Here is a 23,588-nt window from a genome sequence, read left to right as displayed (position 1 = left end):
TCCTGCCCGCCGGCCGCCCGGGGCGGGACCCGCACGCCGGTGTTGCGCCACCACCGGGACGTGGCCGCCCTCGCCGACCTGCCCCGCCTTCCCGGGCGGAGGCGGGGCAGGTCGGGTCGGTCGCCGACCGGGCTCGGTGATCCTCCCGAGGGGGAGCACGGCCCCCTCGGCGGGGCGTCAGCGCATCCAGTTCTCCAGGCCCGTGGCGTCCAGCGGCAGGGCGTCGGAGAGGACGTCGGAGCCCTCGGGGGTGACCAGGACGTCGTCCTCGATGCGGACGCCGATGCCACGCAGCTCCGGGGGAACGGTGAGGTCGTGGGCGTGGAAGTAGAGGCCCGGCTCCACGGTGAGCACCATGCCGGGTGCCAGGGGGGCACCCTGGTAGGCCTCGTAGCTGGAGCGGGCGCAGTCGTGGACGTCCAGGCCGAGGTGGTGGCCGACCCCGCAGACCAGCCAGCGCCGGTGGTGCTGCCCCTCGGGGGAGAGCGCCTCGTCGACGGAGACCGGCAGCAGGCCCCAGTCGTGCAGGCCGTGCGCGATCACGTCCATGGCCGCGGTGTGGAAGTCGGCGAAGTCCCGGCCCGGGCGCACCGCCGCCAGGCCCGCCCGGTGCGCCTTCTCCACCAGGTCGTGCACCTGGCGCTGGGCGGGGCTGAACCGGCCGGTGGCCGGGAAGGTGCGGGTGACGTCGGCGGTGTAGTAGCTGTGGGTCTCGACGCCCATGTCGAGCAGCACCGCTTCCCCCTCGCCCACCGGGCCGTCGCAGCGCACCCAGTGCAGGGTCGCGGCGTGCCGTCCGCTGCCGACGATGCTCGCGTATCCGGGGCCGTTGCCGTACGTACGGGCGTAGCGGTCGAAGGTTCCCTGGAGCCAGCGCTCGCCACCCCCGGCGACGGCGGCCGGGAACTCGCGGACCACGGCGGCGAAGCCCTCCACCGTGCAGTCCACCGCGGTCCTGAGCTGGGCGATCTCCCAGTCGTCCTTGATCATCCGCAGCTCGGCCAGCGTCCGGGCCACCTGGGCGTCCCGGTTGCCCTCGGCAAGGGCGGGGTCGAGGTCTTCCAGCGGGCGGACCTCCAGGCCGTGGCCGAGGGCGCGCGCCCAGTCCCGCGGACCGGGGGCGGCGCCGACCCAGAGTTCGCCGTACTGCGCGTCGGCGAAGAAGCCGGGGTCGCCGGGCTGTGCGGGCCTGGGGAGGTAGAGCACGCTGCGCGGGTCTCCGGCGGCGCGGGTGTCCATGACGAGGACGGCGTTCTCCACCGGGCATCCGGTCAGCCAGTAGAAGTCGCTGTCCGGACGGAAGTCGTGGAAGGTGTCGTTGCTGCGCACGCTCGCCCGTCCGGAGGCCACCGCGATGGTCCGTCCGGGCAGCTCGGCCGCGAGCCGGGCCCGGTGCTCCGCCGCGGCCTTCGCGGCGCCCGGCACCACCTGCGCGGTGCGGTCCGGGGTGCCCCAGCCCTGCCCCATGTACGCGACGAACGCGGGCATGGCCGCCAGTCGCGGCATCCGCGGGTCCGGCTCCTCGGCCACCAGGCCGGAAGCGGGCCCGGTGGGTGCGGCGGGCTTCTCCGCCGAGTCGCCGGGCGTCGGCGTCCGGAGGGTCTGCTCGGTGTCGGTCATGAGATCGTCCTTCCTCGGTCCGCGCGCGTGCCGCGCGCTGTGCTGGGGGGCGGGTGGCCGGGCCGGTGCCCGGCGGGGGGCCGACCGCGCCGTCGTTCTCGACGGCACGCCGGGCGGCTTCGTGGTGGCGGCCGCAACCGCTCACGCTTCGGTTCGGCCGGCGGACGGCCCGGGAAGCGGTGAGCGCACCGAGGCGCGCACGGCTCCCGCGCTGGCGGCCACCACCAGGAGGATGGCCAGCATCTCCGTCGCGCCGAGGTCCTGCCCCAGGACGAGGCGGCCGGCCAGCGCGGCCACAGCGGGGGCCAGGCTCATCAGCACGGCGAACGTACCGGCGGGCAGCCGCCTGAGCGACATCAGCTCCAGGGTGTAGGGCAGGACCGACGACAGCAGGGCGACGGCGGCTCCCAGCGCCAGAGCGACCGGGTGCAGCAGGGCGCTCCCGGCTCCGGCCGTCCCCGCGGGCAGGCTGAGCAGGGCTCCCACCGCCATCGCGAGGGCCAGACCGTCGGCCTTCGGGAACCGGCTTCCGGCCCGGGAGGCGAGCAGGATGTACGCCGCCCACATCGCCCCCGCGCCGAGAGCGAAGGCCGCGCCGGCGAGGTCGCCGCCACCGGCGTCGCCCCGGCCCAGCAGGACGACGCCCGCCAGGGCCAGCGCGGCCCACAGCCAACTGCTCGCGCGACGCGCGGCGACGACCGAGAGGACCAGCGGGCCGAGCACTTCCAGGGTGACCGCCGTGCCCAGCGGGATCCGGGCGATCGCCTGGTAGAACAGCATGTTCATACCGCCCAGGGCCACGCCGAAGGCGACGACGACGGCCCAGTCCCCCCGCCGGTGTCCGCGCAGCCCCGGCCGGCACAGGGCCAGCAGCACCACGGCCGAGACGGTGAGCCTGAGCGTCACCACTCCCGAGGCGCCCACCCGGTCGAACAGCAGGTTCGCCACCGCGGAACCGAACTGCTGGCTGAAGATCCCGCCCACCACCAGGGCGACCGCGCCCACCTGCCCGCGACCGGGCGAGGGGGCGGCCGAGGGGCGCGGCACGGCGGGAGCCGGGGGATCGGAGAGGCGCACATCGGACATGACGACGACGCTACGAGCCCGTCCCCGCGCCTGTGAAATGCCGATTCGCGTGCGGTTATGCTTCACAGTCATGACCATGGAGCTGCGGCATCTGCGGACCTTCCTCGCCATCGCGGAGGAGGGCGGCATCACGCGTGCCGCCGGCCGCCTGCACACCAGCCAGCCGGCCGTCTCCAGGACGCTGCGCCGGCTCGAACAGCACCTGGGCGTCCGGCTGGTGGACCGCTCCACCCATCACCTGCACCTCACCGACGCCGGACTGGCCTTCCGGCCCCGGGCCGAGGCCGCCGTCGCGGCCGCCGACGCCGCGTTCGACCCCCACCGCATGAGGGCCAGACCGCTGCGCCTCGGGCACGCGTGGTCCGCCCTCGGCGACCACACCGCCCTCCTCCTGCGCCGCTGGAACGACGCCCACCCGGACACCCCGCTGCAACTGCTGCGCGTCGACGACCGCACCGCCGGCCTCACCCACGGCAAGGTCGACGCCGCCGTGCTGCGCGGCAGGGTCACCGCCCCCGGACTGCGGAGCATCGTCCTGCTGACCGAGCCCCGCGTGGCCGCCGTACCCGCCGCCGGCCCTCTGGCACGGCACACGCACCTGACGCTGGCCGACCTCAGCGACCGGGTCATCGCCGTCAACACCGTCTCGGGCACCACCACCCTGGCCCTGTGGCCCGCCGCGATCCGACCCGTCGAGAGCCTGACCGTGGCCAACACCGACGACTGGCTCGCCACGATCGCCGCCGGACGCGCCGTGGGAGTGACCACCACCGCCACCGCCGGCATCCACCCCTACCCCGGCATCACCTACCGCCCCCTCACCGACGCGGCCGACGTGCCCGTCCTGCTCGCCTGGAACGATCCTCCCGATCACCCCGCCATCCCCGACCTCGCCGCACTCGCCGGCGAGATCACCCGTGAGGCCCGGCGGGAAGGGTGAGCGGCCCCCGGCGCGCTTGACCGGGGCATCACCGTCCCGGAAGGGTCGTTCGGGCCGAGCCGTCGCGACGAGCGGGGGCCGCGGCGGCCGTCGGACCCGGTCTCTCACTACGCCGCTCGGCCCCTGGAACGCTGGTCGTCGACCGGCGGCACCGCCCAGCGGGTCCGGTCCGGGATGCGGGCGTTGGCGCGGGAGGCGGCGAAGGGCGCGTCGATCAGGGCCGCGGCGGCGAGCAGGCCGAGCCAGGCGCTCGCCGCGCCGGAGACCATGTCCAGCAGGAGCGGGGCGAGGGCCGCCATCGCCACGGCGAGGCGCAGGTACATGCGGCCGTGGACGGCCGTGCGGAAGACGGGACGGGGGCGCAGCGTGCGCGCGGCCAGGCCCGGGACGGTGGGGCGCAGGTTCGCCGGGTCGGTGAGGTAACGGTCGGTGAAGTCGATCGCCGCCTGGCCCCAGAGCATCTCGCCGGTCTCGGAGACGAGGGCCACGGGATACGCCGGAGGGCCCTGCCGGCGTGCGACCGCGAGAACCGACTGCCAGCGTTCCGGCCACATGATCCAGATGTGCTCGCCCTTGAACTTGGCGCCGAAGAGCGACACCTCACCGACGGTGCTCTGGCCGAAGAACCCCGGGAACAGCCCCTGGACGCCGTACCACTTGCCGTGCTCGTCGCGGACCTTGAGCATCCGGGCGATCTCCGGCGTCGGGTTGATGAGCTTGGGGTTGTCCTCCTCCACGATGCGCGCCCATTCGGCGCCGGCCGACCTGAAGCGGACGGCGAAGACCCGGCCGGCCTCGGCGTCCTGGGCGAGGAGCCGGTGCCGTTCGGGCAGGGGGCGGGCGAGCAGCTTCCCGAGCACCGGGACGAAGAACAGGACCCAGACGACCAGCGGGAAGGCCCCGAGGACCAGGAGGCCGTCGTGCACTTCGCCGCTCGCGGCGAAGCGGTAGGCCGCGAACGGCGCGAACGCCGCGAGCAGCATGCCCGCGACCGTGTACCAGTCCACCGGGTTGCGGGGCAGCACGGACGGCAGGCCCTTCCACTGCGGCGGGCCGGGGGCGGGCGCGGGCTCCCCGCGGGTCGTGAGGGCCCACGCTCCCGCGCACACCGCACCGGCGGCGAGCGCGGCCAGGACGTCCCAACGGGGCCCGTCGGCCCGGTCGTACACCAGGCAGAGGACGACGGCGACGGCGGCGAAGCCGAACGCGGCGGCGCGCAGGGCTTCGGTGGCGGTACGGCTCACGGAGCGGATCTCCCGGTCGGTCCGGCGGTGACGGAGACGGCGAACGGGGGCGTAGGGCCGTTCGCCGTCTCCAGACCCGCGACAGGGCCGGAAGGTTGTACGGCCTCCGCTCGCCACGGCGCCGCGGACCTGGTGATCGCGCCCGTGGACGTCGACCGGGCCGTGAGCCCGGGGTCGGGGGAGATGCCGCCCCGGTGCCGTCAGCCGGGCGGCGAAGACGTGTACGCGCCGGCGCGGGCCGCCGCCGCGGCGGCGTGCGCGGCACGGTCGGCGTCGGCGGGGGTGAGGGGGCGGCCGGTGTTGAGGAGGGCGTAGTAGAGGGGGGCGGAGACGGCGGCGATGACGGTGTGGGGGTCGGTGCCGACGGGGACGTCGCCGCGTTCGACGGCGTCGGTGACGCAGCCCGCCCATTCGGTGATGCGGGTGTCGTAGAAGCGGTGGAGCGCTTCGGCGGCCTGCTCGTCGCAGAGGGAGGCGGCGATGAAGGCCTTGAAGAGGCGGCCCTGGCGGGGGTCGGTGAGGGTCTTGACGACGAGGCGGGCGTTGGCGGTCAGGTCGCCTTCGAGGGTGCCGGTGTCGGCGCGGGGGAGCGAGGTCTCGGCCATGTCGGTGAGGAGGTCGGCGGCCAGCGCGGCGGGTGTGCCCCAGCGTCGGTAGACGGTCGTCTTGCCGACGTCGGCACGGCGGGCGATCTCGGCGAGGTCGAGGGCGGCGAAGCCGTTCTCCGCCAGTGCGTCGCCGGCCGCCCTGAGGACGGCTTCGCGGACGCGGGCGGTACGGCCGCCGGGGCGGACGGTGCCCGAGGGGGCGGGCGCAGCGGACATGGGGGCTCCTTCTGGAGGCTTCTGACGGCCGATGGAGTGTCACGGTGCCACAGCCATCTTAACGGGACCAGAGTTCCCATTGTCGGGCTTCGGTGCTACCTTCTGAGCCGTAACGGAACTGTGAACCCGTTAAGCGAGCTCTTCGGGGCCCGCTCGGCCCTGTCCTCCCGCGTCCCGCCGTGTCGGCGAACGGTGGGAGCGAAAGGAGTACATGTCATGTCCATGATAAAAACTGAGGCGTCGGAGGGCCCCGGCGACCCGCGTACGACCCGTGCCGGGGGCGCCGGCCCGGCGAGCGGCCCTGCGTCCCGGCCGCAGCCCCTGACCGGCCGGTTGAAGCTGGTCCTGGCCGTGCTCCTCGTCGCCCAGTTCATGCTGGCCGTCGACTTCTCGATCCTGAACGTCGCGCTCCCCGCGATCGGCGACGGCCTCGGCTTCCCGCTGTCCGACCTCCAGTGGATCGCGACCACGTTCGCCCTGTCGGCTGCCGGTTTCACCCTCCTCTTCGGCCGCATCGGCGATCTGGTCGGCCGTAAGAAGATCTTCATCGGCAGCCTGGCGCTGCTCGGGCTCTCCTCCTTGGCCGGCGGGCTCGCCACCACGCCCGAGATGCTGCTGATCGCCCGGGTCGCCCAGGGCCTTGCCACGGCCGCGGCCACCCCGGCCGGGCTCTCCCTCCTCACCACCTCCTTCCCCGAGGGGCCCCTGCGGCAGAAGGCGCTCGGCATCAACGGCGCCCTGATGTCCGCCGGGTTCACCGCCGGCGCCGTCCTCGGCGGGGTCCTCACCGACCTGCTCTCCTGGCGCTGGGCCTTCTTCGTCAACGTCCCCGTCGCGCTCGCCGTGGTGCTCGTCGCGCCCGCCGTCATCAAGGAGTCCAGGCCCGCCGCCCGTCCGAGGCTCGACCTGCCCGGCGCGCTCACCGTCACCCTCGGGCTGCTCAGCCTGGTCTACGGCCTCATCCAGGCCGGTGAGCACGGCTGGGGCGACGCCCACGCGGTCGTCGGCCTCGTCGCCGGCGCCGTTCTGCTCGCCGCGTTCTTCCTGATCGAGCGCAAGGTCGCCCAGCCGCTCGTCCCGCTGAAGACGCTGGGCCGCCGCAACGTCGCCTGGGGCAACGCCCTCGGCCTGCTCGCCTTCGTCACCGAGACGTCGCTGGTGTACCTGCTCACCCTGTACCTGCAGAAGACCCTCGGCTTCTCACCGCTGACCGCCGGCATCTCGTTCGGCGTCCTCGGCATCGGTACGGTCGTCGGCGGACTGCTCGCGCCCCGGGTCATCGCGAAGACGTCCACGCGCACCGCACTGGTGGCCGGCGGCATCGTCCAGACCGTCTTCACCGCCGCCCTGCTGTTCCTCGGTACGTCCACCGGGGCGTCGTTGGCGCTGCTGCTGCCCGCGACCTTCTTCGGCGGGGTCGGCAACATGCTGGTCATCGTCGGCTTCATGGTCACGGCCACCAGTGGCCTGCCGAACGAGGAGCAGGGCCTGGCCACCGGCCTCGCCTCGATGTCCCAGCAGGTCGGCATCACCCTCGGCACGCCGATCATGTCCACGGTCGTCACGGCCACCACGGCAGGGTCCGCCACGGCCTCCGCCATCCACCACGGCGTCACCGTCGCCATCGCCGTCAACGCCGCCCTGGTCCTCCTCGGCGTCGCCCTGGCGGCCGCCTTCCTGCGCGCGAAACAGCCCGCCCCGGCCGCCTGACTCGCGCACAGCGCCGTGACACGCGGGGCGACGGCCCCGCGTGTCACGGTCCACGCCCGCGGTTGGCCGGATCAGCAGGGCGTCACCTCGGGTTCGAACAGGCGCAGGCCCCAGGGTTCCACGCTCTGGGCGCAGAGGTCCGCGAGGAACTGCACGGCTCCGCCCTCGTAGTGCCACCAGGCTCCGCCGCGGCCCGCCACGGTGACGATCCACTCCTGCGGGCTGTCCCCGGTGGTGCTCCACATGAACTTGTCACCCTCGTCCGACTCCGACCACGGCAGAAGGCCGCCCGGTGCGGGATAGGCCGACAGGCCGAGGCCGGGTTCCAGCCAAGCATCGACAAGGACGTCCAGCATGTCCTGAACGCCCTGGTGCACGAGGTGTTCCTCGCCCGGCTCGGGCAGGCCGACGAGGATGCAGTCGCCGATGGCGAACGTCGGGTACCACTCGGCGAGGTGCTTGTAGTCGGACGGCAGCGTGGTGCCCAGGCTCTCCTCGACCAGATCCCAGTCGAGTGCAGCCGGCACCGATCGGCGGATGCCGACCAGGTTCGGGACGGCGCGCTCGAGCGCCGCAAGGGCCTCTGCCGGATCCGTGATGCGGCGCCTCGGCGTCTGTGCCTCGATGGGGGTGTTCGTCATGGGTAGCAGACTGCCAGGCCCGCAACGACGTCTCGGAGCCGCCCCGGGCCGGCCCGAGCGGGGCGAGGGCGCGCCCGGTCGGGCGTTGCCGGAGACGGTGACGGGGCGCCCCCCGTGGGTGACGCCCCGTCTCCTCCGTTTCGTCGGTCAGTCGGCCGGCGTCAGTGCGACCTCGGCGCTGCCCGACAGGGACGGCAGGCCGTCCGGGGGAGTGTCCCGGTAGGTGGCGTTGAAGACGGCCTTCAGGTTGTCCGCACCGGCGTGACCGCCGTCCACGAACGTCTTGAACGACCCGGAGCACCCGGTGCTCGAGGAGAGCGGGTGACCGTGCGAGTCGTGGCCCAGGATGAAGGAGACGCTGACCTTCGCGCAGTCCACCGGCTGGTCGTCGGTGACGGTGACCTTCCAGGTGACCGTGTCACCCCAGTGGAACGGCGTGCCGCCGTGCGGGGCCGGGTCGGTCGTGAGCGAGACGACCGGCGCCTTGTTGCCGACCACGACGGGGACCGACGCGGAGGCCGAACGCCCGGTGCTGTCGGTGACCTTCAGCGTGGCGTCGAAGACGGCGTTCTCCGTGAACGTGTGCTTCGGGTTCGCCTCCCTGGAGTCCACGGTGCCGTCCGCGTCGAAGTCCCAGGCGTAGCTGAGGGCGTCACCGTCGGCGTCCTTCGTGCCGGCGCTGGAGAACTGCACCGTCAGCGGGTTGGTCCCGTTGACCACGTCCGCGGCGGCCTTGGGCTCCGGAGTGCGGTTGCCCCGCGTGAAGTCGATGCGCGAGAGCTGGGCCTCGGGCAGCTCCGCGAAGTACCCGGTGCCGTACTCGAGGACGTAGAGCGCGCCGTCCGGGCCGAACTCGGCGTCGATCGGACCGTCCGTCGTGATCGAGGGAATGGCGTCCTCGATCTTTTGCACCTCGTTCTTCTTGCCGAGGGTGATGGCCTTCATCTGGTCGCGGGTCCACTCGTAGAAGAGCGGCTTGCCGTCGAAGTACGCGGGCCAGCGGTTCTCGGCGGTGTTCCGCTTGTCGTAGCGGTACGCCGGGCCGCCCATGGGGCCTATGCCGCCCGTGCCGAGCTCGGGGAACTCCGCGGAGGCCCCGTAGCCGTAGACGATCTCCGCGTCCGTGACCGGAGGCAGCGTGCCCAGACCGGTGTTGTGTCGCGAGTCGTTGACCGGGTTGCCGCAGTCGAACGCGCCGCTCGACTCCTTGGTGCCGAAGTCGTAGTCCTGGTACGGCATGTCCTGGGTCACGCAGAACGGCCAGCCGTAGTTGGCGGGGCGGTCGATGACCATCCAGCGGCCGTGGCCGGCCGGGCCGCGGCCGGGGTTGGCCTTGTTGGCGTCGGGCGAGTAGTCGCCGACGTAGACCTCGCCGGTCTTGTCGTCCACCCCGAAGCGGAACGGGTTGCGCAGGCCCATGGCGTAGATCTCGGGCCGGGTCTTCGGAGTGCCCTTGGCGAAGAGGTTGCCGTCCGGGACCACGTAGCCGCCGTCGCGCTTGACCTTGATGCGCAGGACCTTGCCGCGCAGGTCGTTGGTGTTGCCCGACGTGCGCCGCGCGTCGTAGACCGGGTTGCGGCCGGGGCGGTCGTCGAGCGGGGCGTAACCGTCGGAGGCGAACGGGTTGGAGTCGTCACCGGTCGACAGGAACAGGTTGCCCTTGTGGTCGAAGTCGATCTTGCCGCCGACGTGGCAGCAGATCCCTCGGTCGGCCGGCACGTCGAGGATCTTCTGCTCGGAAGCGAAGTCGAGCTTGTTGCCCTCCAGCTTGAACCGCGAAAGCCGTGTGACGCCCTTGTACTTGGCGAAGTCCTCGGCCGTGCCGTACTCCGGTGCGTCCCCTTCGTTGACACCCGGGGTGTCCGGGTTGTCCATGGGGGTGTTCAGGCGGGGGGAGTAGTAGAGGTAGACCCAGTGGTTCCTGGCGAAGCCGGGGTCGACGGCGATGCCCTGCACGCCTTCCTCGTCGTGCTGGTAGAGCCCGGCGGGGCTCTTCTTCATGTCGGCGGCGAGGAAGTTCACACCGCTCTCGGGGTCGTGGATCCGGACCTCTCCCGTGCGCGCCGTGTGCAGCACGCGCCGGTCGGGCAGGACCGCGAGGGCCATGGGCTCGCCCGGACGGTCGTTGAGGGTGACCTTCTGGAAGTCCGCCGGGGCCGGCGGTGCGGGGTCCGACTTGGCGGCCTGGGCCGGGGACAGAGGCAGGATGCCGACGGCTCCGGCCAGCGCCGCCGCCCCCACGAGGGTGACGATCCGTCTGTTGCGCACTCAGAACTCCTCTGGTCTGGTCAGCGGCTGTATGAGAGTGAGGCCCCCGACTGGCCGCCGCAGAGTGAAAGCAGGTGAAAGTCCGTGCGAAGTGAGTCAGTCGGACGCTAGAGCGTGCACTTTCGACTCGTCAAGGACAAAGTCTCAACTTTCTCAGGGAAAGGTTGCCCGGGTTTCCAGGGGATTTTCGGCCAGGCTCGGCCGACCTGAGCCGACGTCAACGCGTCGAGAACGCCGGACGGATGGCGCCCCGTCGGCGGCGGACCCGCAGACCTGACCGGCCGGCCGCTTCCGGGCGGAAGGGGCATCGTCATGGCGCGACGATCGCGTCCGCCGCCCGTGCGTCCGGCTTCCCGGCCGTCCGTCTGTGTCGGGTCCGTGGGGGAACCGCAGACCGCCGGTGAACATCGCGGTTCCCTTCCGTGCGATTCGCCACAGCATTGCTGCAAAGCATCGGAGTCGAGGTGTGGCGATATGGCCCGTCGATGTGCTGATTTGTGACCCCACTTCCCTTGGTATGGGAGTGAGCAGCGCGGATCTCGGAGCAAGTCACCGGCACGCGCACGGCTTTATGATCGTCGACGAACTGCTGACTTCGCGTCCGTCCTTCTGTCGCCGACGTACCTTGGCGACCGCGAACGCAACGGGCCGATCAGGCCGCGTGACGGTGACGCATGTGAGGAAAGGTGACTTCCATGGCCCTCGGGCTTCTGCGACGCCGGCGTTCCCGCGGCGCCTCCGGTGCCGGACCGAGCCTCTCGATCCCCCTGCCGCCCGACGCCGGGGGGTTCGGCTTCGAGGTCGTCGACCCCATGGGGCAGCCCATGCGCGGGGCCGAGGTCACGGTGACCGCCCTGGACAGCCACCGGGTGGCGACGCGCGGCACCACGGACCCGCACGGTTACTTCATCGCGACGCTGCCTCCGGGCTCCTACAGCGTCATGACCGTGGCCGAGGGCCTGGCGCCCGTACGGGAGGACCTCGACATCACCGCCGGCGTGGCTCTGCCGCCGGAGCGCATCGCCCTCGAACCCGCCCGCCAACTGGAACTCCCGACAGCCGGGACCTGGCTGTTCGACCCTCCGCACACCGCGATCCGGTTCATCGCCAAGCACGTGGGCATGGCCCACGTCCACGGACGGTTCACCCGCTTCCAGGGCGGCATCCGCGTCGCACCGAACATGGCCGACTCGCACGTCTCGGTGCGCATCGACGCCTCCAGCATCTCCACGGGCAACAACACCCGGGACAACCACCTGCGCTCCGCCGACTTCCTGGACGTCGAGCGCTTCCCGTACATCGACTTCACCAGCACCAGGTTCGCCCACCGCGGCGGCTCGAAGTGGACCCTGCACGGCACGCTCACCATGCACGGCACCAGCCGCTCCGTCGGTCTCGACACCACCTACCTCGGGACGGTCAACGGAGGGTACGGCCAGGAACTGCGCTGCGCCGCTCTCGCGAAGGCGGAACTCCACCGGGAGGACTTCACCCTCAACTGGCGGTCCATGCTGGCCCGCGGCATCGCCGTCGTCGGCCCGACCGTCCAACTGGAGCTGGACATCCAGGCGATGTACCACACCCACGACACGCCCACGCCCCCGGAGTAGGCCCCCAGGGCCCTCGGGGCGTTCGTGCGGTGCCGACCGGGAGCCGCCCGGCAGCAGCGCACCCCCACATCATGTTGATCTTGTACAGCTTTGCAGTCGACCGCGTGGAACCCGGACAGGGCCACCCATCTCGCCGGGCGGTGCCCGGGGATGCCGTGATAGCACGGAGCGGTCAGACGGAAAGGGCTCGATCATGGGAATCTTCAACCGACGCCAGGCGGCCGTCGTCGACTCGGTCTCGGCGTTAGACGCCGGCGCCCCCGTCATGGAGTCCGCGCCGCGGGACGTCGCGCTCGACCCGGCGCTCCGGGCGCTGACCGGGCACTGGACCATCGACCGCCCGCACAGCCGTATCGGATTCTCCGTGCGGCACGCGATGGTCACGACGGTCAGGGGCGCCTTCACCGACTACGACAGCGCGTTGTACTTCGACGGCGCCCGGCCCTCCGAGTCGCGGGCCGAGCTCGTCATCCGGGTCGCCAGCGTCGACACGGGCGTGGAGCAGAGGGACGGTCACCTCGTCGGCCGCGACTTCTTCGACGCGCGCCGCTTCCCGGAGATGTCCTTCCGCAGCACCTCCACCGTCCACGAGGGCGGGGAGAGCTTCCGCATGACGGGGGACCTGACCATCCGCGACGTCACCCGGCCCGTGGACCTGCAACTCGACTACCTCGGCTCGGTCCTGGACCCGTTCGGCTTCGAGCGGGCCGGCTTCGACGGCACCACCACCATCGACCGCACCGACTGGGGCCTGGTCTACAACCAGCGGCTCAAGGCGGGCGGCACCATGGTGAGCGAGAAGGTCCGCCTGCAGTTCGACATCTCCGCGATCCGCGCCACGTCCTGAGCGGCACCGGTCCGCCGGACCGCCGCGCGCCGGCGCCCCCGCACGGGGGCGCCGAGCCGTGCCGCCGGTTCAGCGGCGGAAGACGGTCACCCCCTCGACGATCGTCTCGTCGACCGACGCGTCCTTGATCTCCTCCACCGGCACGGCGAACAGGTCCCGGTCGATCACCACGAGGTCCGCGTACTTGCCGACGGTCACCGACCCGCGGTCCCCGTCCACGAAGTTGGCGTAGGCGCTCCCCATCGTGTACGCCTCGATCGCGGCGGCCAGGTCGATCGTCTGACCGGGCACCCACGAGTCGCCGCCGTCCGGGGCGCGGCGGGTGACGGCGGTGTAGAGGTGGGCGAGCGGGTTCATCTCGGCGACGTTCCAGTCACTGGAGAAGGCGAGCCTCGCCCCCGCCTCGCGCAGGCTGCGGAACGCCCAGGCGTGCGACCAGCGGTGCTCACCGACGCCCTCGGCCCAGTCCTTGCCCGGACCGGCGACGTCCGGCGCGCAGTGCCGCGGCTGCATGCAGGCCACGACGCCCAGCTCGGCGAACCGGCCGACGTCCTGCGGGTGGAGACACTCGACGTGCACGAGCTGGTGGCGGGCGTCGCGGGGGCCGTTGGCGGCGCGCGCCGCCGCGTGCGCGTCGAGGGCCGTACGGATGCCGCGGTCGCCCGTGGCGTGCGTGAACGTCTGGAAGCCGCGCCGGTCCAGCTCGGTCAGCACCTCCGCGAACTCGCCGGGCTCGTAGAACGTACGGCCCCGGTTTCCGGGCTCGTTGGCGTACGGCTCGAACAGCGCGGCGGTGTGCGGCTCGATCACGTCGTCGATGTACAGCTTGAGCGGACCGACGCGGAACCGGTCGTCGTCGAACCGCTTGGCGCACCGCTCGAACTCGTCCAGATCCTCGGCGGTCGTCCCGTGCGGATGGAACAGTGCGGCGACGATCCGCGAACGCAGCCGGCCCTCGCTCCTCGCCCGTTCGAAGAGGAACAGGTCGTCGGGGGAGTTCTGCGGTTCGACGACCGTGGTCAGACCGCTCTCCGCGGCCATGTCGAGGGAGGCGCACAGGCGCTTGTACCGGCGCTCCTCGCTCGCCCAGGGCAGGAACTCCGCCAACGCGCGCTGGCCCCGGCGGGCGAGGCCGAGGACGGCGAACCCGGTGACGAACCCGGTCGGTTCGCCGGTGACGGGGTCCTTCTGGACGACTCCCCACGGCAGCCGGCCGGTGTCCCGGGTGATGCCCAGACGCCGGAGGGCGGCCGTGTTGAGCCAGACGCTGTGGACGTCGTAGGTGAACACGAGAGCGGGCCGGTCACCGGTGACCGGGTCCAGGTCGGCGGCGGTGGGCATGCGTCCCCCCGGGATCGCCCCGTAGTCGAACGCCTCCGCCTCGATCCATGCGGCGTCGGGGTGCGCGTCCGCCCAGGCCCGGATGCGGGCGTGCACCTCGTCGAGGGTGTGTGCCCCGGCGAGCTGCACGCTGTCGGCGTCGGAGCCGAGCCGGACGTGGTTGTGCGCGTCGACGAAGCCCGGGAGCAGCATGCGCCCGCCGAGGTCGCGTACCTCGGTCGCGGGACCGGCGAGTGCGGTGACCTCGGCATGCGTGCCGACGGCGCTGATCCGGCCGGCGGTCACCGCCACGGCTTCGGCGCTGGGCAGGTCCGGGTCGACGGTGTGGACGCGGGCCCGGGTCAGGATGAGGTCGGGTGCGGGGCGCACGGAAGCTCCTTCGGGATCGGGGTGGGGTCGGACGGGGTGGGAGGCGGGGCCCACGGGAAGGGACGGGTCCCTCGCCGGTCAGCCGGTCCGGGTGACGCCGGCGGGCGCGTCCGTACCCGTCGCCGCGGTCGGCACCGGCACGCCGGTACCGGCCTGCGGCGCGTCGAGGGACACGACGGAATCCGGTGCCGGACGGCACGCCATCAGGCATACGGCGCTCACGGCAGCCATGGCGGCGAACGCGACCGCGACGGGGACCCAGGAGCCGCCGGACGAGGAGTACAGCCAGGTCGTCGCCGCGGGGGCCAGGGTGCCGAGCAGGCCCGCGGTCTGGAAGCTCATCGACAGGCCCGTGTAGCGGACGCGCGGCGCGAACCACCCCGAGGCGAGGGTGCCGAGGGAGGCGTACGCGATCGTGCTGGCGAGCATCGGCAGGCACATGGCGAGCCACAGGCCGGTGACGGAGCGGGTGTCGGCGAGCCAGAACATGGGGAAGGCCGCGACCAGGTGCAGCAGGACGCCGATGAGCGTGACCCGGCGCAGGCCGTAGCGGTCGGCGAACAGCGCGCTGAGCGGGGTGCACACGATGACGACGACCGAGGCCGCGGTTCCGGCGGCGGCGGCCTGGGCGTCCGTGAAGCCCAGCTCCGAGACGGCGTAGCTCGACATGAAGGTGACGACGATGTAGTAGCCGCCGATGGTGATCAGGAACGCGCCCGTCGCCAGCAGCCACGTCCTCCAGGCATGGCGCAGTACGCCGATCACGGGGGCGGGCTCCTTGCCCCCGGCCGCCGGGCCCCCGGCCTCCTCGGCCCGCCGGGCGGCCTCGAACTCTGGCGACTCGTCCATGGAGCGGCGGATGACCAGGCCGACGGCGACGAGCACGGCGGACAGCAGGAACGGGACGCGCCACGCCCAGTCCGCCAGCGCGTCGTGCCCGAGCAGCGCGGTCAGGGCGAAGGCGCCGGTCGACAGGAAGTAGCCGACACCGTCGCCGACCTGCGGGAACGAACCGAAGAAGGCCTTGCGGCGGGGCGGCGCGTGCTCGACCGCGAACAGGACGGCCCCGCCCCACTCGCCTCCGACGGCCAGGGACTGGATCATGCGGATCAGTACGAGGAGCAGCGGTGCGAGGACACCGATCTGGTGGTAGGTGGGCAGCAGACCGATGCACACGGTGGCGGCGCCCATGAGGGTCATCGACCAGATGAGCGCCTTCTTGCGGCCGTGCCGGTCGCCGATGTGGCCGAAGAGGACGGCGCCCAGCGGTCGGCCGAGGGCCCCGACGAACAGGGTTGCGAAGGACATCACGGTGCCGAGGGCCCGGCTCATCTCGGGGAAGAACAGCTCGGGGAACACCAGTGCGGCGGCGGTGGCGTAGATGCCGAAGTCGTACCACTCGACGCTGGTGCCGATCATCGCGGCGGTGGCGATCTTCCAGGGCCCGGAGCGGCGTGGCGCCCCTGCGGCGGGGGCTGCGGTGCCCGTGGACTGGCTCATACGTGGCTCCTTGGGGACATCGATTGGGTTCGGGGTGGACCCAAAATCGATGGGGCGACGCTAGGGCCGCGCCAGCGGCCTGTCAATAGGGGTCGGCACGATCCCAATAGACTGGCCGGGCGGGAGCCGAACGGAATCCAGGGGTGAGGGGCAGGCCATGGGCGGGACGAGCGCGAGCCGGAACGACGACGCGGGCAAGCGGAAGGAGAAGGCGGCGAAGGGGGCCGCCCCCCGGCAGGCGCCGTCGCACGCGGTCGTGGCCGAGGCGCTGCGCCAGCGGATCGCGCTCGGCGGTTTCGGTCCCGGGGACAGGCTGCCCACCGAGCGGGACCTCGCCGCGGCCTTCGGGGTCGGCCGCAACACCGTCCGCCAGGCCGTACGGGAACTCGCCGACGAGGGGCTCGTGGTCACGACCCTGGGCCGCTCCGGCGGCACCCGGGTCGCGCCGGCGCCCCGCAGCGGCCGTGACGGCAGGGCGGCCATCGCCGCCGGCATCCGTGCCTCCCTGCGTGACTACATGGAGTACCGCCGGGCCATCGAGCCGTTCGCGGCCCGGCTCGCCGCCGAGCGGGGAGCGGCGGCGAGCCGGCGCGGACTCGTCGAGATGCTGGAGACGAGGGTCGCCGACCTCGGCGAGTACCACCGTGTGGACACCCGCTTCCACCTCGGCGTCGCCGAGGCCGGCGGCAACGAGGTGCTGGCGGAAGCGGTCACGCGGGCGCGCACCGAGATGTTCGTGGCCGGCAACGCGCTCTGGCTGGGTTCCGACTGGACGCCGGTCTATCCGACCGGCCGGGACTTCGGGTGCGCCTTCCGCGAGGAGCACGAGGCGATCGCCCTGGCCGTCCTGTCGGGCGACGGGGACACCGCCGAGCGCCGGATGCGCGAGCACCTCGAGGAGTCGCACCGGCAGTTCCTGGTCCTCCTGGACCAGTTCGCCGCGGCCTCCGACTGAGCGGCCCGGACTTCCGGCTGGCGCGAGGCGGTACGCGGGGCGTGGTTGACGCGCGCTCGGGCGGCAGCCTAAGGTCCGAATTGGATCCAGCATGGATCCAATTAGTCGCTCGTTCCGACAGGAGCCCTCGGTGCACGCTTACGATGAGGACCTCACCCAGCAGGTCATGGGCCATCTTCTCGACCGGCTCCGCCTCGACCCTCCGCCGCTGGGCAGGCTCGGCGAGCACGAGGAACTCGCCCTGGCGCTCAAGGACGCCATCGGCACGGGGCCGCGCCGCCCGGCCGACGTGCTGCGGACCTACACGGACGCGCTGGAGCCGACGGTCGTCTCCTGCGACCACCCCGCCTTCCTCGCGTTCATCCCCGGGGCTCCGACGAAGGCCGCCGCGCTGTTCGACATGGTCCTCTCGGCCTCGTCGCTGCACGGCGTGTCCTGGCTGGAGGCCTCGGGCGCCGTCGCCGCGGAGAACCAGGTCCTGCGCCTCTTCGCCGACCTGGCCGGGATGCCGCAGGGCGCGGGAGGGTGCTTCGTCAGCGGCGGTTCGGCCGGCAACCTCTCCGCCCTGGTCGTGGCCCGCGACACCGGCAGGCGCCGGCTCGGCCTGGGCGCGGCGGACCCCGTGAGGATCGCCGTGAGCGACCAGGTCCATTCCTCCGTCGGCAACACCCTGCGCATCATCGGCGTCGAACCGCTCGTCGTCGCGACCTCGGACCACCGGCTCACCGGCACGGCCCTCGCCGCCGCACTCGACACGGCCTCGGCCGACGGCGGCGCCCCCGTCGTGGCCGTCGTCGCCACCGCCGGCACCACCAACGCCGGCATCGTCGACGACCTCGACGGCGTCGCGGAGCAGGCACGGGCCCGCGACCTGTGGCTGCACATAGACGCGGCCTACGGCGGCGCCGCCCTGTTCGTGCCGGAACTCCGCACCCGGCTGCGCGGCATCGAGCACGCCGACTCACTCGTCGTCGACCCGCACAAGTGGATGTTCGCGCCGTTCGACTGCGGGGCCCTCCTGTACCGGGAGCCGCGCCTCGCCCGTGCCGTGCACACCCAGGACGCGTCCTATCTCGACGCGATCCACGGTGCGGACGGAGCCGGCCACGACGCGGACTGGAACCCCAGCGACTACGCGTACCACCTGACCCGGCGTCCGCGCGGCCTGCCCCTGTGGTTCTCGCTCGCCGTCCACGGCACGGACGCCTACCGGGACGCCGTGGCCCGCGGCGCCGAGATCGCCCGGTACGCCGCCCGCCTGGCCGAGGCGACCGAGGGCCTCCACCTGCTCCGGGAGCCCGAGTTGACGGTCGTCCTGATCCGACGCACCGGCTGGCTCCCCGAGGACTACTACGCGTGGTCCAAGCGCCTTCTGGCCTCCGGCCTCGCGTTCGTCACCCCCAGCGTCTGGGAGGGCGAGACCGTCGCCCGACTGGCCTTCCTGCACCCGGGGATCACCGAGGAGACGGTCCGATCGATCATCGCGTCCCTCGCGCGGGACGCCTGACACCCCGCCCGTCCGCGAAATCCGGCCGAGCGCGGACCCGACGTGGGGCGGAGGCAGCCGCGGCCCGGTACCGCCCGTGCGAAGGGCCGCACCCCGAGCAGGGTGCGGCCCTCCGCCCTGCCCGGGGCCGGCCTCGGGATCCGGCCGGGGATCACTCCCCGCCGGTCAGCAGCGCCCGACCGATCTGGGCGAACACCCCCTTCGGGTGCGCGCGGAACATCGGCTGGGTGCCGAAGAGCACGACCGGGGCGCCCTGCGCGGACGTACCGCTGACGACCGAGGCACGGCCCGCCGCGTCCAGGGGGCCGCCGGATCCGTTCTCCTCCGCCCGCCAGTGGCCGGAGACCAGCGGATTGCCGCTCCCGTACGACTGGTCGGCGCGTACACCCGTGCCCAGACCGGTGAACCACAGCGGCGAGTAGACGAAGCTGTGCGCGGAGGCACCGCCCGTGACCGGGCCGCCCGCGTTCACCACCCGCACCACGCCGTTGGCGTCGCCGTGGCCCTCCACCGCCGTGGCGGCGAGCAGCCCCGCGTCGCTGTTGAAGGCCGCGCCCGTCGAGCCGAGGCCGACCACGCCGCCGCCGCCCTTCAGGAAGCCGTCCAGCGCGGTCCGCGCGGCCGGGCCGAGCGCCTTGTACGACAGTCCGGTCGACACGTACAGGACATCGACGCCGGACCAGTCGAAGCCCGCGTCGAGCACGTCCGTCGAGACCGGCACCACGTCGAAGCCCATCTCACGCAGCGAGAACAGCTCGCCCGGCGTCACCGCCGCGGCGACCCGGGTGCGCCGCATGTCCGCCGTGCCGCGCTGCTTCGTCGCCCGGAACACGACGCCGTACCGGTCGGCGAGCACCCGTGCCCGCTCGCGCGCCGAGCCGGGCACGATCGCCGTGCCGTCGTCCGTGCGGCGTACCCGGACGCCCTGCGCCAGCAGGCAGTTGACCGCCGCCAGCTCGTTCGGGTCGTCGAGCCGCAGCGCCAGGTCCCCGTGCGGCGCGACCCGGCCGGACGGCGCCGCAGCGTGGACCGCACGTCCCTGGACGGACAGCCGGCCGTCCTCGACCCGGTCCACCGTCGCACCCCAGAGCAGCGAGAGGCTCCACCCCGAGATGTCGTACATCGCGGACACGTCCGCGCTGATGTCCCGGCCGTCGGCCAGGATCACGTTGGCCAGCCCGCGCTTGGGCTGGTGCATGTCGACGACGTACGAACCGGACGGATACGTCCGTCCGTTCAGCCGGAAGTCCTTGTCCGCCCGCACGACCCGCACGTCGTTGGCGGTCAGGTGGTCCACCAGCCGGGCCGCGGCCGTCGCGGACCTCTGTCCGTCCCCGGCCGGGATCACGTACGCCCGGGGGAACTCGGCGGTGTAGACGTCCTCGGGGCCGATGCCCGGTACACCCGGCACCGTCTCCTCCGACACCTGCCGCTGTGCCTCGCCCGCCGCGCCTCGCCGGAAGAGCTCGATCTGGTCGGCGATGACCGTGGCGCGGTGGTCCAGGGCGTAGTCGAGCGTGGCCCGCATCGCGGCGCCCGCGATGGCGGTGTTGATCGCCGACCGGCGCCGCAACTCCCCGACCGGCTGGGTGTCGTAGTCCCGCCCGTTGACCCGCATGGGGAACTCGACGGTGTGGGCGGCGACCGTGCCGTGGAACGGCATGTACTGCGGGGTGAAGATCGGCGGCCAGTCGTCCCAGCCCTCCTGCTGGTCGCGGAAGGGGATGACGGCGGGCTCGACGCCGTCCTTCTGCGGGGTGTAGCCGAGGCCGTTGACGGCGGCCTCCATGCCGAGGGCGTTGGCGTAGGAGTTCTTGAGGAAGAGGTCGTACTCGTAGTTCTCGCCGTGCGGCGGGGTGGTCGGCTCGATCAGGGTGCCGTTGACGTATCCGTGCAGGTCGATCATCATCACGGGCTGTTTGTCGATGGCGATCTGCCGGATGGCGCGGGACTCGGGCTGGCTGGCCGTGATGAAGTCCCGGTTGAGGTCGAAGCCGTTGGCGTTGGCGCGGGTGCCGGCGATCCTTCCGTCCGGATTGGCCGTGACGTTGAGGTAGACGCGGCTCTTCGCCAGCAGCTCGGTGGTACGGGCGTCGTTCGCCGTGGCCAGCCGCTCGATGAGCTTCAGCGCGGCGTCGGTGCCCTCCCACTCGTTGCCGTGGATGTTGTTGTTGATGAACAACGGCGCCTTGTAGGCCGACGTGATCCTCCGGTCCCTGGCGGCGGCCGCGGGGGAGTGCTCGATGCGCTCCCGCATCCGCTCCTGTTCCCGGGCCTGTGCCGCGGTCTCCGGCGCGGTGACCGTGACCAGGTACAGGTCGTGGCCGCCCGCCGAACGCCCCGCCACCTCGACGCTGACCCGGTCGCTCAGCTTCTGGAGCTCGTTCAGCTTCGGCGCGATGGCGTGGTACGGCGTCAGGCCCAGCTTGACCGACTTGTCCGCCGGGTTCACCGGGGGCGGGACGAGCACGGTGCGGCGCGGGTAGCCGGTGTCGCGGCGCAGGTCCGGCGCCGGCGCGCCGAGCGCGCGGCCGGCCGCGGCGGCCGGAGCGACGCCGAGGGCCTTGTCCAGGCCGCCGCCTTCACGCACGGGGGGCAGCGGCTTCCGGGGAGCAGCGGTCGCCGGCGGTGGTGCGAGCAGTAGCGCACCCGCCAGAGTTGCGGTGGCGATCAGGACGGGTCTGGGCATTCCCATGCGTTTCCTGCCTCCGGTTGATCGAAAGTGATCGGAACGCAGGTCTACCGTTTAATTCCGAACTCAACAAGGGGTTCTGCTGTGGCACGTGAGCCGGGGCGGACGGCTGGGATCTACGCCGCGTCGCACCCGGTCGGGGCTCGCACGGAGGATCTCGGATCAGTGACCCGAGTCACACCCGGTTCCTGTCAGGGATCGGGACGCCATCTCGTTCAAGGGGCACACGAACGAGACAGGAGCGTCGCCATGAAGCACCGCATCGTCGTACTGGGTGCCGGATATGCCGGGGCCTTCGCCGCCGGGAACCTGGCTCGCCGGCTGAACCCCGCCGACACCGAGATCACCGTCGTCAACGCCGCGCCCGAATTCGTCGAGCGGATGCGGCTCCACCAGTTCGCGATCGGCCAGGACGTCGCCTTCCGCGAGCTCACCGACGTCTTCGCGGGCACCGCGGTACGGCTGCGTCTGGCGCGCGTCACCGGCGTCGACCCCGAGCGCAGGACGGTCGCCGTGGCCGGGGAGGACGGGGAGGGGGAGCTGGAGTACGACACGCTTCTCTACACGCTCGGCAGTTCCGTGGCCCACGGCGGCGTGCCCGGCGTGGCCGAGTACGCCTTCGACGTGACCGGCCGGTCCTCGGCGCTGCGTCTGCGCGAGCGCCTGGCCGGCCTGGGCGAGGGCGGCACGGTGCTGGTCGTCGGTGAGGGGCTGACCGGCATCGAGACCGCCACCGAGTTCGCCGAGTCCCGGCCCGACCTGTCGGTCGCGCTCGCCGCCCGCGGCGAGCTGGGCGCATGGCTCTCCCCGAAGGCCCGCCGTCACCTGCGCCGGACCTTCGACCGGCTCGGCATCACCGTCCACGAGCACACCGGTATCGAAGCCGTCGAGCCGACACGGGCGATCGCCGCCGACGGCACGTCCGTCCCGGCCGACGTGACCGTGTGGTCGGCGGGGTTCGCCGTGCACCCCATCGCGGCCGCCGCCGGACTGGAGGTCGCCGAGACCGGCCAGATCGTCGTCGACCGCACCATGCGCTCGGTCTCGCACCCGGACGTCTACGCCGCCGGTGACTGCGCCTACGCGATCGGTGAGAACGGCCGGCCCCTGCCGATGTCCTGTGCCTCGGCCGGCTACACCAACATGCAGGCCACCGCCGCGATCATCGCGCGCCTGACGGGCGGCGAGGTCCCGACCGTCGGGCTGAAGTACCACGGCAACCACATCAGCCTCGGGCGGCGGGACGCGATCGTCCAGATGGTGGACGGCGACGTCCGGGCGAAGTCCTGGTACCTGGGCGGCCGGCCCGCCGTGTGGCTCAAGTCGACCGTGCTCAAGGGCGCCGGCTGGAGCATCGCCCACCCGACCTTCGGCCTCCCCAAGCGCAAGCGCCGCCTGGTCACCGTGGCCGAACAGGCCGGTGTGAAGGCTGCGGCATAGGCTCCTGCGCATGGACAGCACAGCCATCGATCGGTTCGAGGCCAGCCGGGGCCGGCTGGCCTCGCTGGCGTACCGTCTGCTCGGCTCGGCCGCCGACGCCGAGGACGCCGTGCAGGACACGTTCCTGCGCTGGCAGGCCGCGGACCGGGAACGCGTCGAGGTGCCGGAGGCGTGGCTGACCAAGGTCGTCACCAACCTCTGCCTCGACCGGCTCCGCTCGGCGCAGGCCCGCCACGAGCGCGCGGCCGGGGACTGGCTCCCCGAGCCACTCCTCGAGGGCGACCCGATGCTCGGCCCCGCCGACACCTTCGAGCAGCGCGAATCGGTGTCCTTGGCCGTACTGACCCTGATGGAACGGCTGTCGCCCCTCGAGCGCGCCGCCTACGTCCTGAGGGAGGCCTTCTCGTACCCCCACGCCGAGATCGCGGGAATCCTCGACATCACCGAGTCCGCGAGCCAGCAGCACGTCCACCGGGCCCGGCGCCGGGTCGCTGCCGAGCGCCGCGGCGGCGCCGAGGTCGACCCCGTGTCCGCGCGCCGGATCGTCGAGGAGTTCCTCGCCGCCGCCACGTCGGGGCGTATCGAGCGGCTGGTGGCGATGCTCACCTCCGACGCGACCGCGGTCTCGGACGGCGCCGGACTGGCCAGGCATCTGCTGCGCCACGACTCGCGCGAGCGCATCGCCGCCTATGTGCGGGCCGGCTTCAAGCCCACGGACGCGAAGCGGCGGCTGGCCGGCGGCTCCCCCGTGTTCCACATCGCGCTGGTCAACGGGTCCCCGGCCGTCCTCGCCGTGGTCGGCGACCGGGTCGCGGGCGCCGTGGCCTTCGGAGTCGGCGACGGCAAGGTCACGTCGCTGATCGGTGTCGCCGCCACCGACCGGCTCGCGCGTCTCAACGAGGCATGGCGGCGGCACGAGGCCGACGCGCCGGTCATCGGCGCGTGGTGACGAGAGCCCGGAGACCGCCGAGGGCCTTCCTTCGGCGGTCCGCGG

At 72.7% G+C, this 23,588-nt stretch carries 17 protein-coding genes; 8 read left to right on the top strand and 9 right to left on the bottom strand.

The annotated features are described in order from the left end of the window. Positions 1-177 precede the first annotated feature (177 nt). Positions 178-1,620 (bottom strand): aminopeptidase P family protein, encoded by a 1,443-nt coding sequence (locus tag ACH499_RS22655; protein ID WP_399017893.1) that lies wholly within the window; start codon positions 1,618-1,620, stop codon positions 178-180. 141 nt (positions 1,621-1,761) lie between these two features. Then, complete coding sequence (locus ACH499_RS22650; RefSeq protein ID WP_399017891.1) at positions 1,762-2,706, bottom strand: EamA family transporter; 945 nt, start codon at positions 2,704-2,706, stop codon at positions 1,762-1,764. A 70-nt stretch (positions 2,707-2,776) separates the two neighbouring features. Between ACH499_RS22650 and ACH499_RS22645 the strand changes: the two genes are divergently transcribed. Beyond that, positions 2,777-3,646 (top strand): LysR family transcriptional regulator, encoded by an 870-nt coding sequence (locus ACH499_RS22645; protein WP_399017889.1) that lies wholly within the window; start codon positions 2,777-2,779, stop codon positions 3,644-3,646. A gap of 107 nt (positions 3,647-3,753) precedes the next feature. Here the strand turns inward: ACH499_RS22645 and ACH499_RS22640 are convergent, their stop codons facing one another. Both ACH499_RS22640 and ACH499_RS22635 read right to left on the bottom strand, forming a co-directional pair. Beyond that, positions 3,754-4,890 (bottom strand): hypothetical protein, encoded by a 1,137-nt coding sequence (locus ACH499_RS22640; RefSeq protein WP_356200586.1) that lies wholly within the window; start codon positions 4,888-4,890, stop codon positions 3,754-3,756. Positions 4,891-5,090: 200 nt separating this feature from the next. Continuing rightward, a complete protein-coding gene (locus ACH499_RS22635) occupies positions 5,091-5,714 on the bottom strand; it encodes a TetR/AcrR family transcriptional regulator (protein ID WP_399017887.1) in 624 nt (207 codons plus the stop codon). A gap of 222 nt (positions 5,715-5,936) precedes the next feature. On the opposite strand from ACH499_RS22635, the gene ACH499_RS22630 reads away from it, so the two are divergent. Beyond that, positions 5,937-7,424 (top strand): MFS transporter, encoded by a 1,488-nt coding sequence (locus ACH499_RS22630; RefSeq protein WP_399018144.1) that lies wholly within the window; start codon positions 5,937-5,939, stop codon positions 7,422-7,424. Positions 7,425-7,495: 71 nt separating this feature from the next. Here ACH499_RS22630 and ACH499_RS22625 read toward each other — a convergent pair whose 3' ends face one another. Continuing rightward, the gene (locus ACH499_RS22625) at positions 7,496-8,065 is read right to left on the bottom strand and encodes an SMI1/KNR4 family protein (RefSeq protein WP_399017885.1); all 570 of its coding nucleotides are present in this window, start codon (positions 8,063-8,065) and stop codon (positions 7,496-7,498) included. Positions 8,066-8,212: 147 nt separating this feature from the next. Further along, positions 8,213-10,333: a PQQ-dependent sugar dehydrogenase gene (locus ACH499_RS22620; protein WP_399017883.1), complete on the bottom strand. Its 2,121-nt coding sequence runs from the start codon at positions 10,331-10,333 to the stop codon at positions 8,213-8,215. 695 nt (positions 10,334-11,028) lie between these two features. Between ACH499_RS22620 and ACH499_RS22615 the strand changes: the two genes are divergently transcribed. Further along, positions 11,029-11,943 carry a YceI family protein gene (locus tag ACH499_RS22615; protein WP_356200595.1) on the top strand — a complete coding sequence of 305 codons (915 nt, stop codon included), beginning with the start codon at positions 11,029-11,031 and terminating at the stop codon, positions 11,941-11,943. Positions 11,944-12,136: 193 nt separating this feature from the next. Further along, positions 12,137-12,790 (top strand): YceI family protein, encoded by a 654-nt coding sequence (locus ACH499_RS22610; RefSeq protein ID WP_356200597.1) that lies wholly within the window; start codon positions 12,137-12,139, stop codon positions 12,788-12,790. 69 nt (positions 12,791-12,859) lie between these two features. Here ACH499_RS22610 and ACH499_RS22605 read toward each other — a convergent pair whose 3' ends face one another. Beyond that, on the bottom strand, positions 12,860-14,500 hold the full coding sequence (locus ACH499_RS22605; protein WP_399017880.1) for an amidohydrolase: 1,641 nt from the start codon (positions 14,498-14,500) through the stop codon (positions 12,860-12,862). A gap of 78 nt (positions 14,501-14,578) precedes the next feature. Beyond that, complete coding sequence (locus ACH499_RS22600) at positions 14,579-16,000, bottom strand: MFS transporter (RefSeq protein ID WP_399017877.1); 1,422 nt, start codon at positions 15,998-16,000, stop codon at positions 14,579-14,581. A 157-nt stretch (positions 16,001-16,157) separates the two neighbouring features. Between ACH499_RS22600 and ACH499_RS22595 the strand changes: the two genes are divergently transcribed. Together ACH499_RS22595 and ACH499_RS22590 are read left to right on the top strand one after the other, a co-directional pair. Beyond that, positions 16,158-16,955: a FadR/GntR family transcriptional regulator gene (locus tag ACH499_RS22595; protein ID WP_399017875.1), complete on the top strand. Its 798-nt coding sequence runs from the start codon at positions 16,158-16,160 to the stop codon at positions 16,953-16,955. Positions 16,956-17,085: 130 nt separating this feature from the next. Further along, positions 17,086-18,462, top strand: coding sequence for a pyridoxal phosphate-dependent decarboxylase family protein (locus ACH499_RS22590; protein ID WP_399017873.1), 1,377 nt, complete (start codon positions 17,086-17,088; stop codon positions 18,460-18,462). Positions 18,463-18,613: 151 nt separating this feature from the next. On the opposite strand, the gene ACH499_RS22585 is transcribed toward ACH499_RS22590, so the two are convergent. Further along, entirely contained in the window at positions 18,614-21,157 is a 2,544-nt protein-coding gene (locus tag ACH499_RS22585) for a M14 family zinc carboxypeptidase (protein WP_399017871.1), read from the bottom strand. A 246-nt stretch (positions 21,158-21,403) separates the two neighbouring features. Between ACH499_RS22585 and ACH499_RS22580 the strand changes: the two genes are divergently transcribed. Further along, a complete protein-coding gene (locus ACH499_RS22580; RefSeq protein ID WP_356200605.1) occupies positions 21,404-22,594 on the top strand; it encodes an FAD-dependent oxidoreductase in 1,191 nt (396 codons plus the stop codon). A 10-nt stretch (positions 22,595-22,604) separates the two neighbouring features. Next, positions 22,605-23,543 carry a sigma-70 family RNA polymerase sigma factor gene (locus ACH499_RS22575; protein ID WP_399017869.1) on the top strand — a complete coding sequence of 313 codons (939 nt, stop codon included), beginning with the start codon at positions 22,605-22,607 and terminating at the stop codon, positions 23,541-23,543. Positions 23,544-23,588 lie beyond the last annotated feature (45 nt).

Origin of the sequence: Streptomyces sp. NPDC018947 (assembly GCF_044390505.1) — a bacterium.
Classification (GTDB): Bacteria; Actinomycetota; Actinomycetes; order Streptomycetales; family Streptomycetaceae; genus Streptomyces.
The sequence above is the reverse complement of the archived record's forward strand: the minus strand, read 5'-3'. Positions and strand labels throughout refer to the sequence as shown.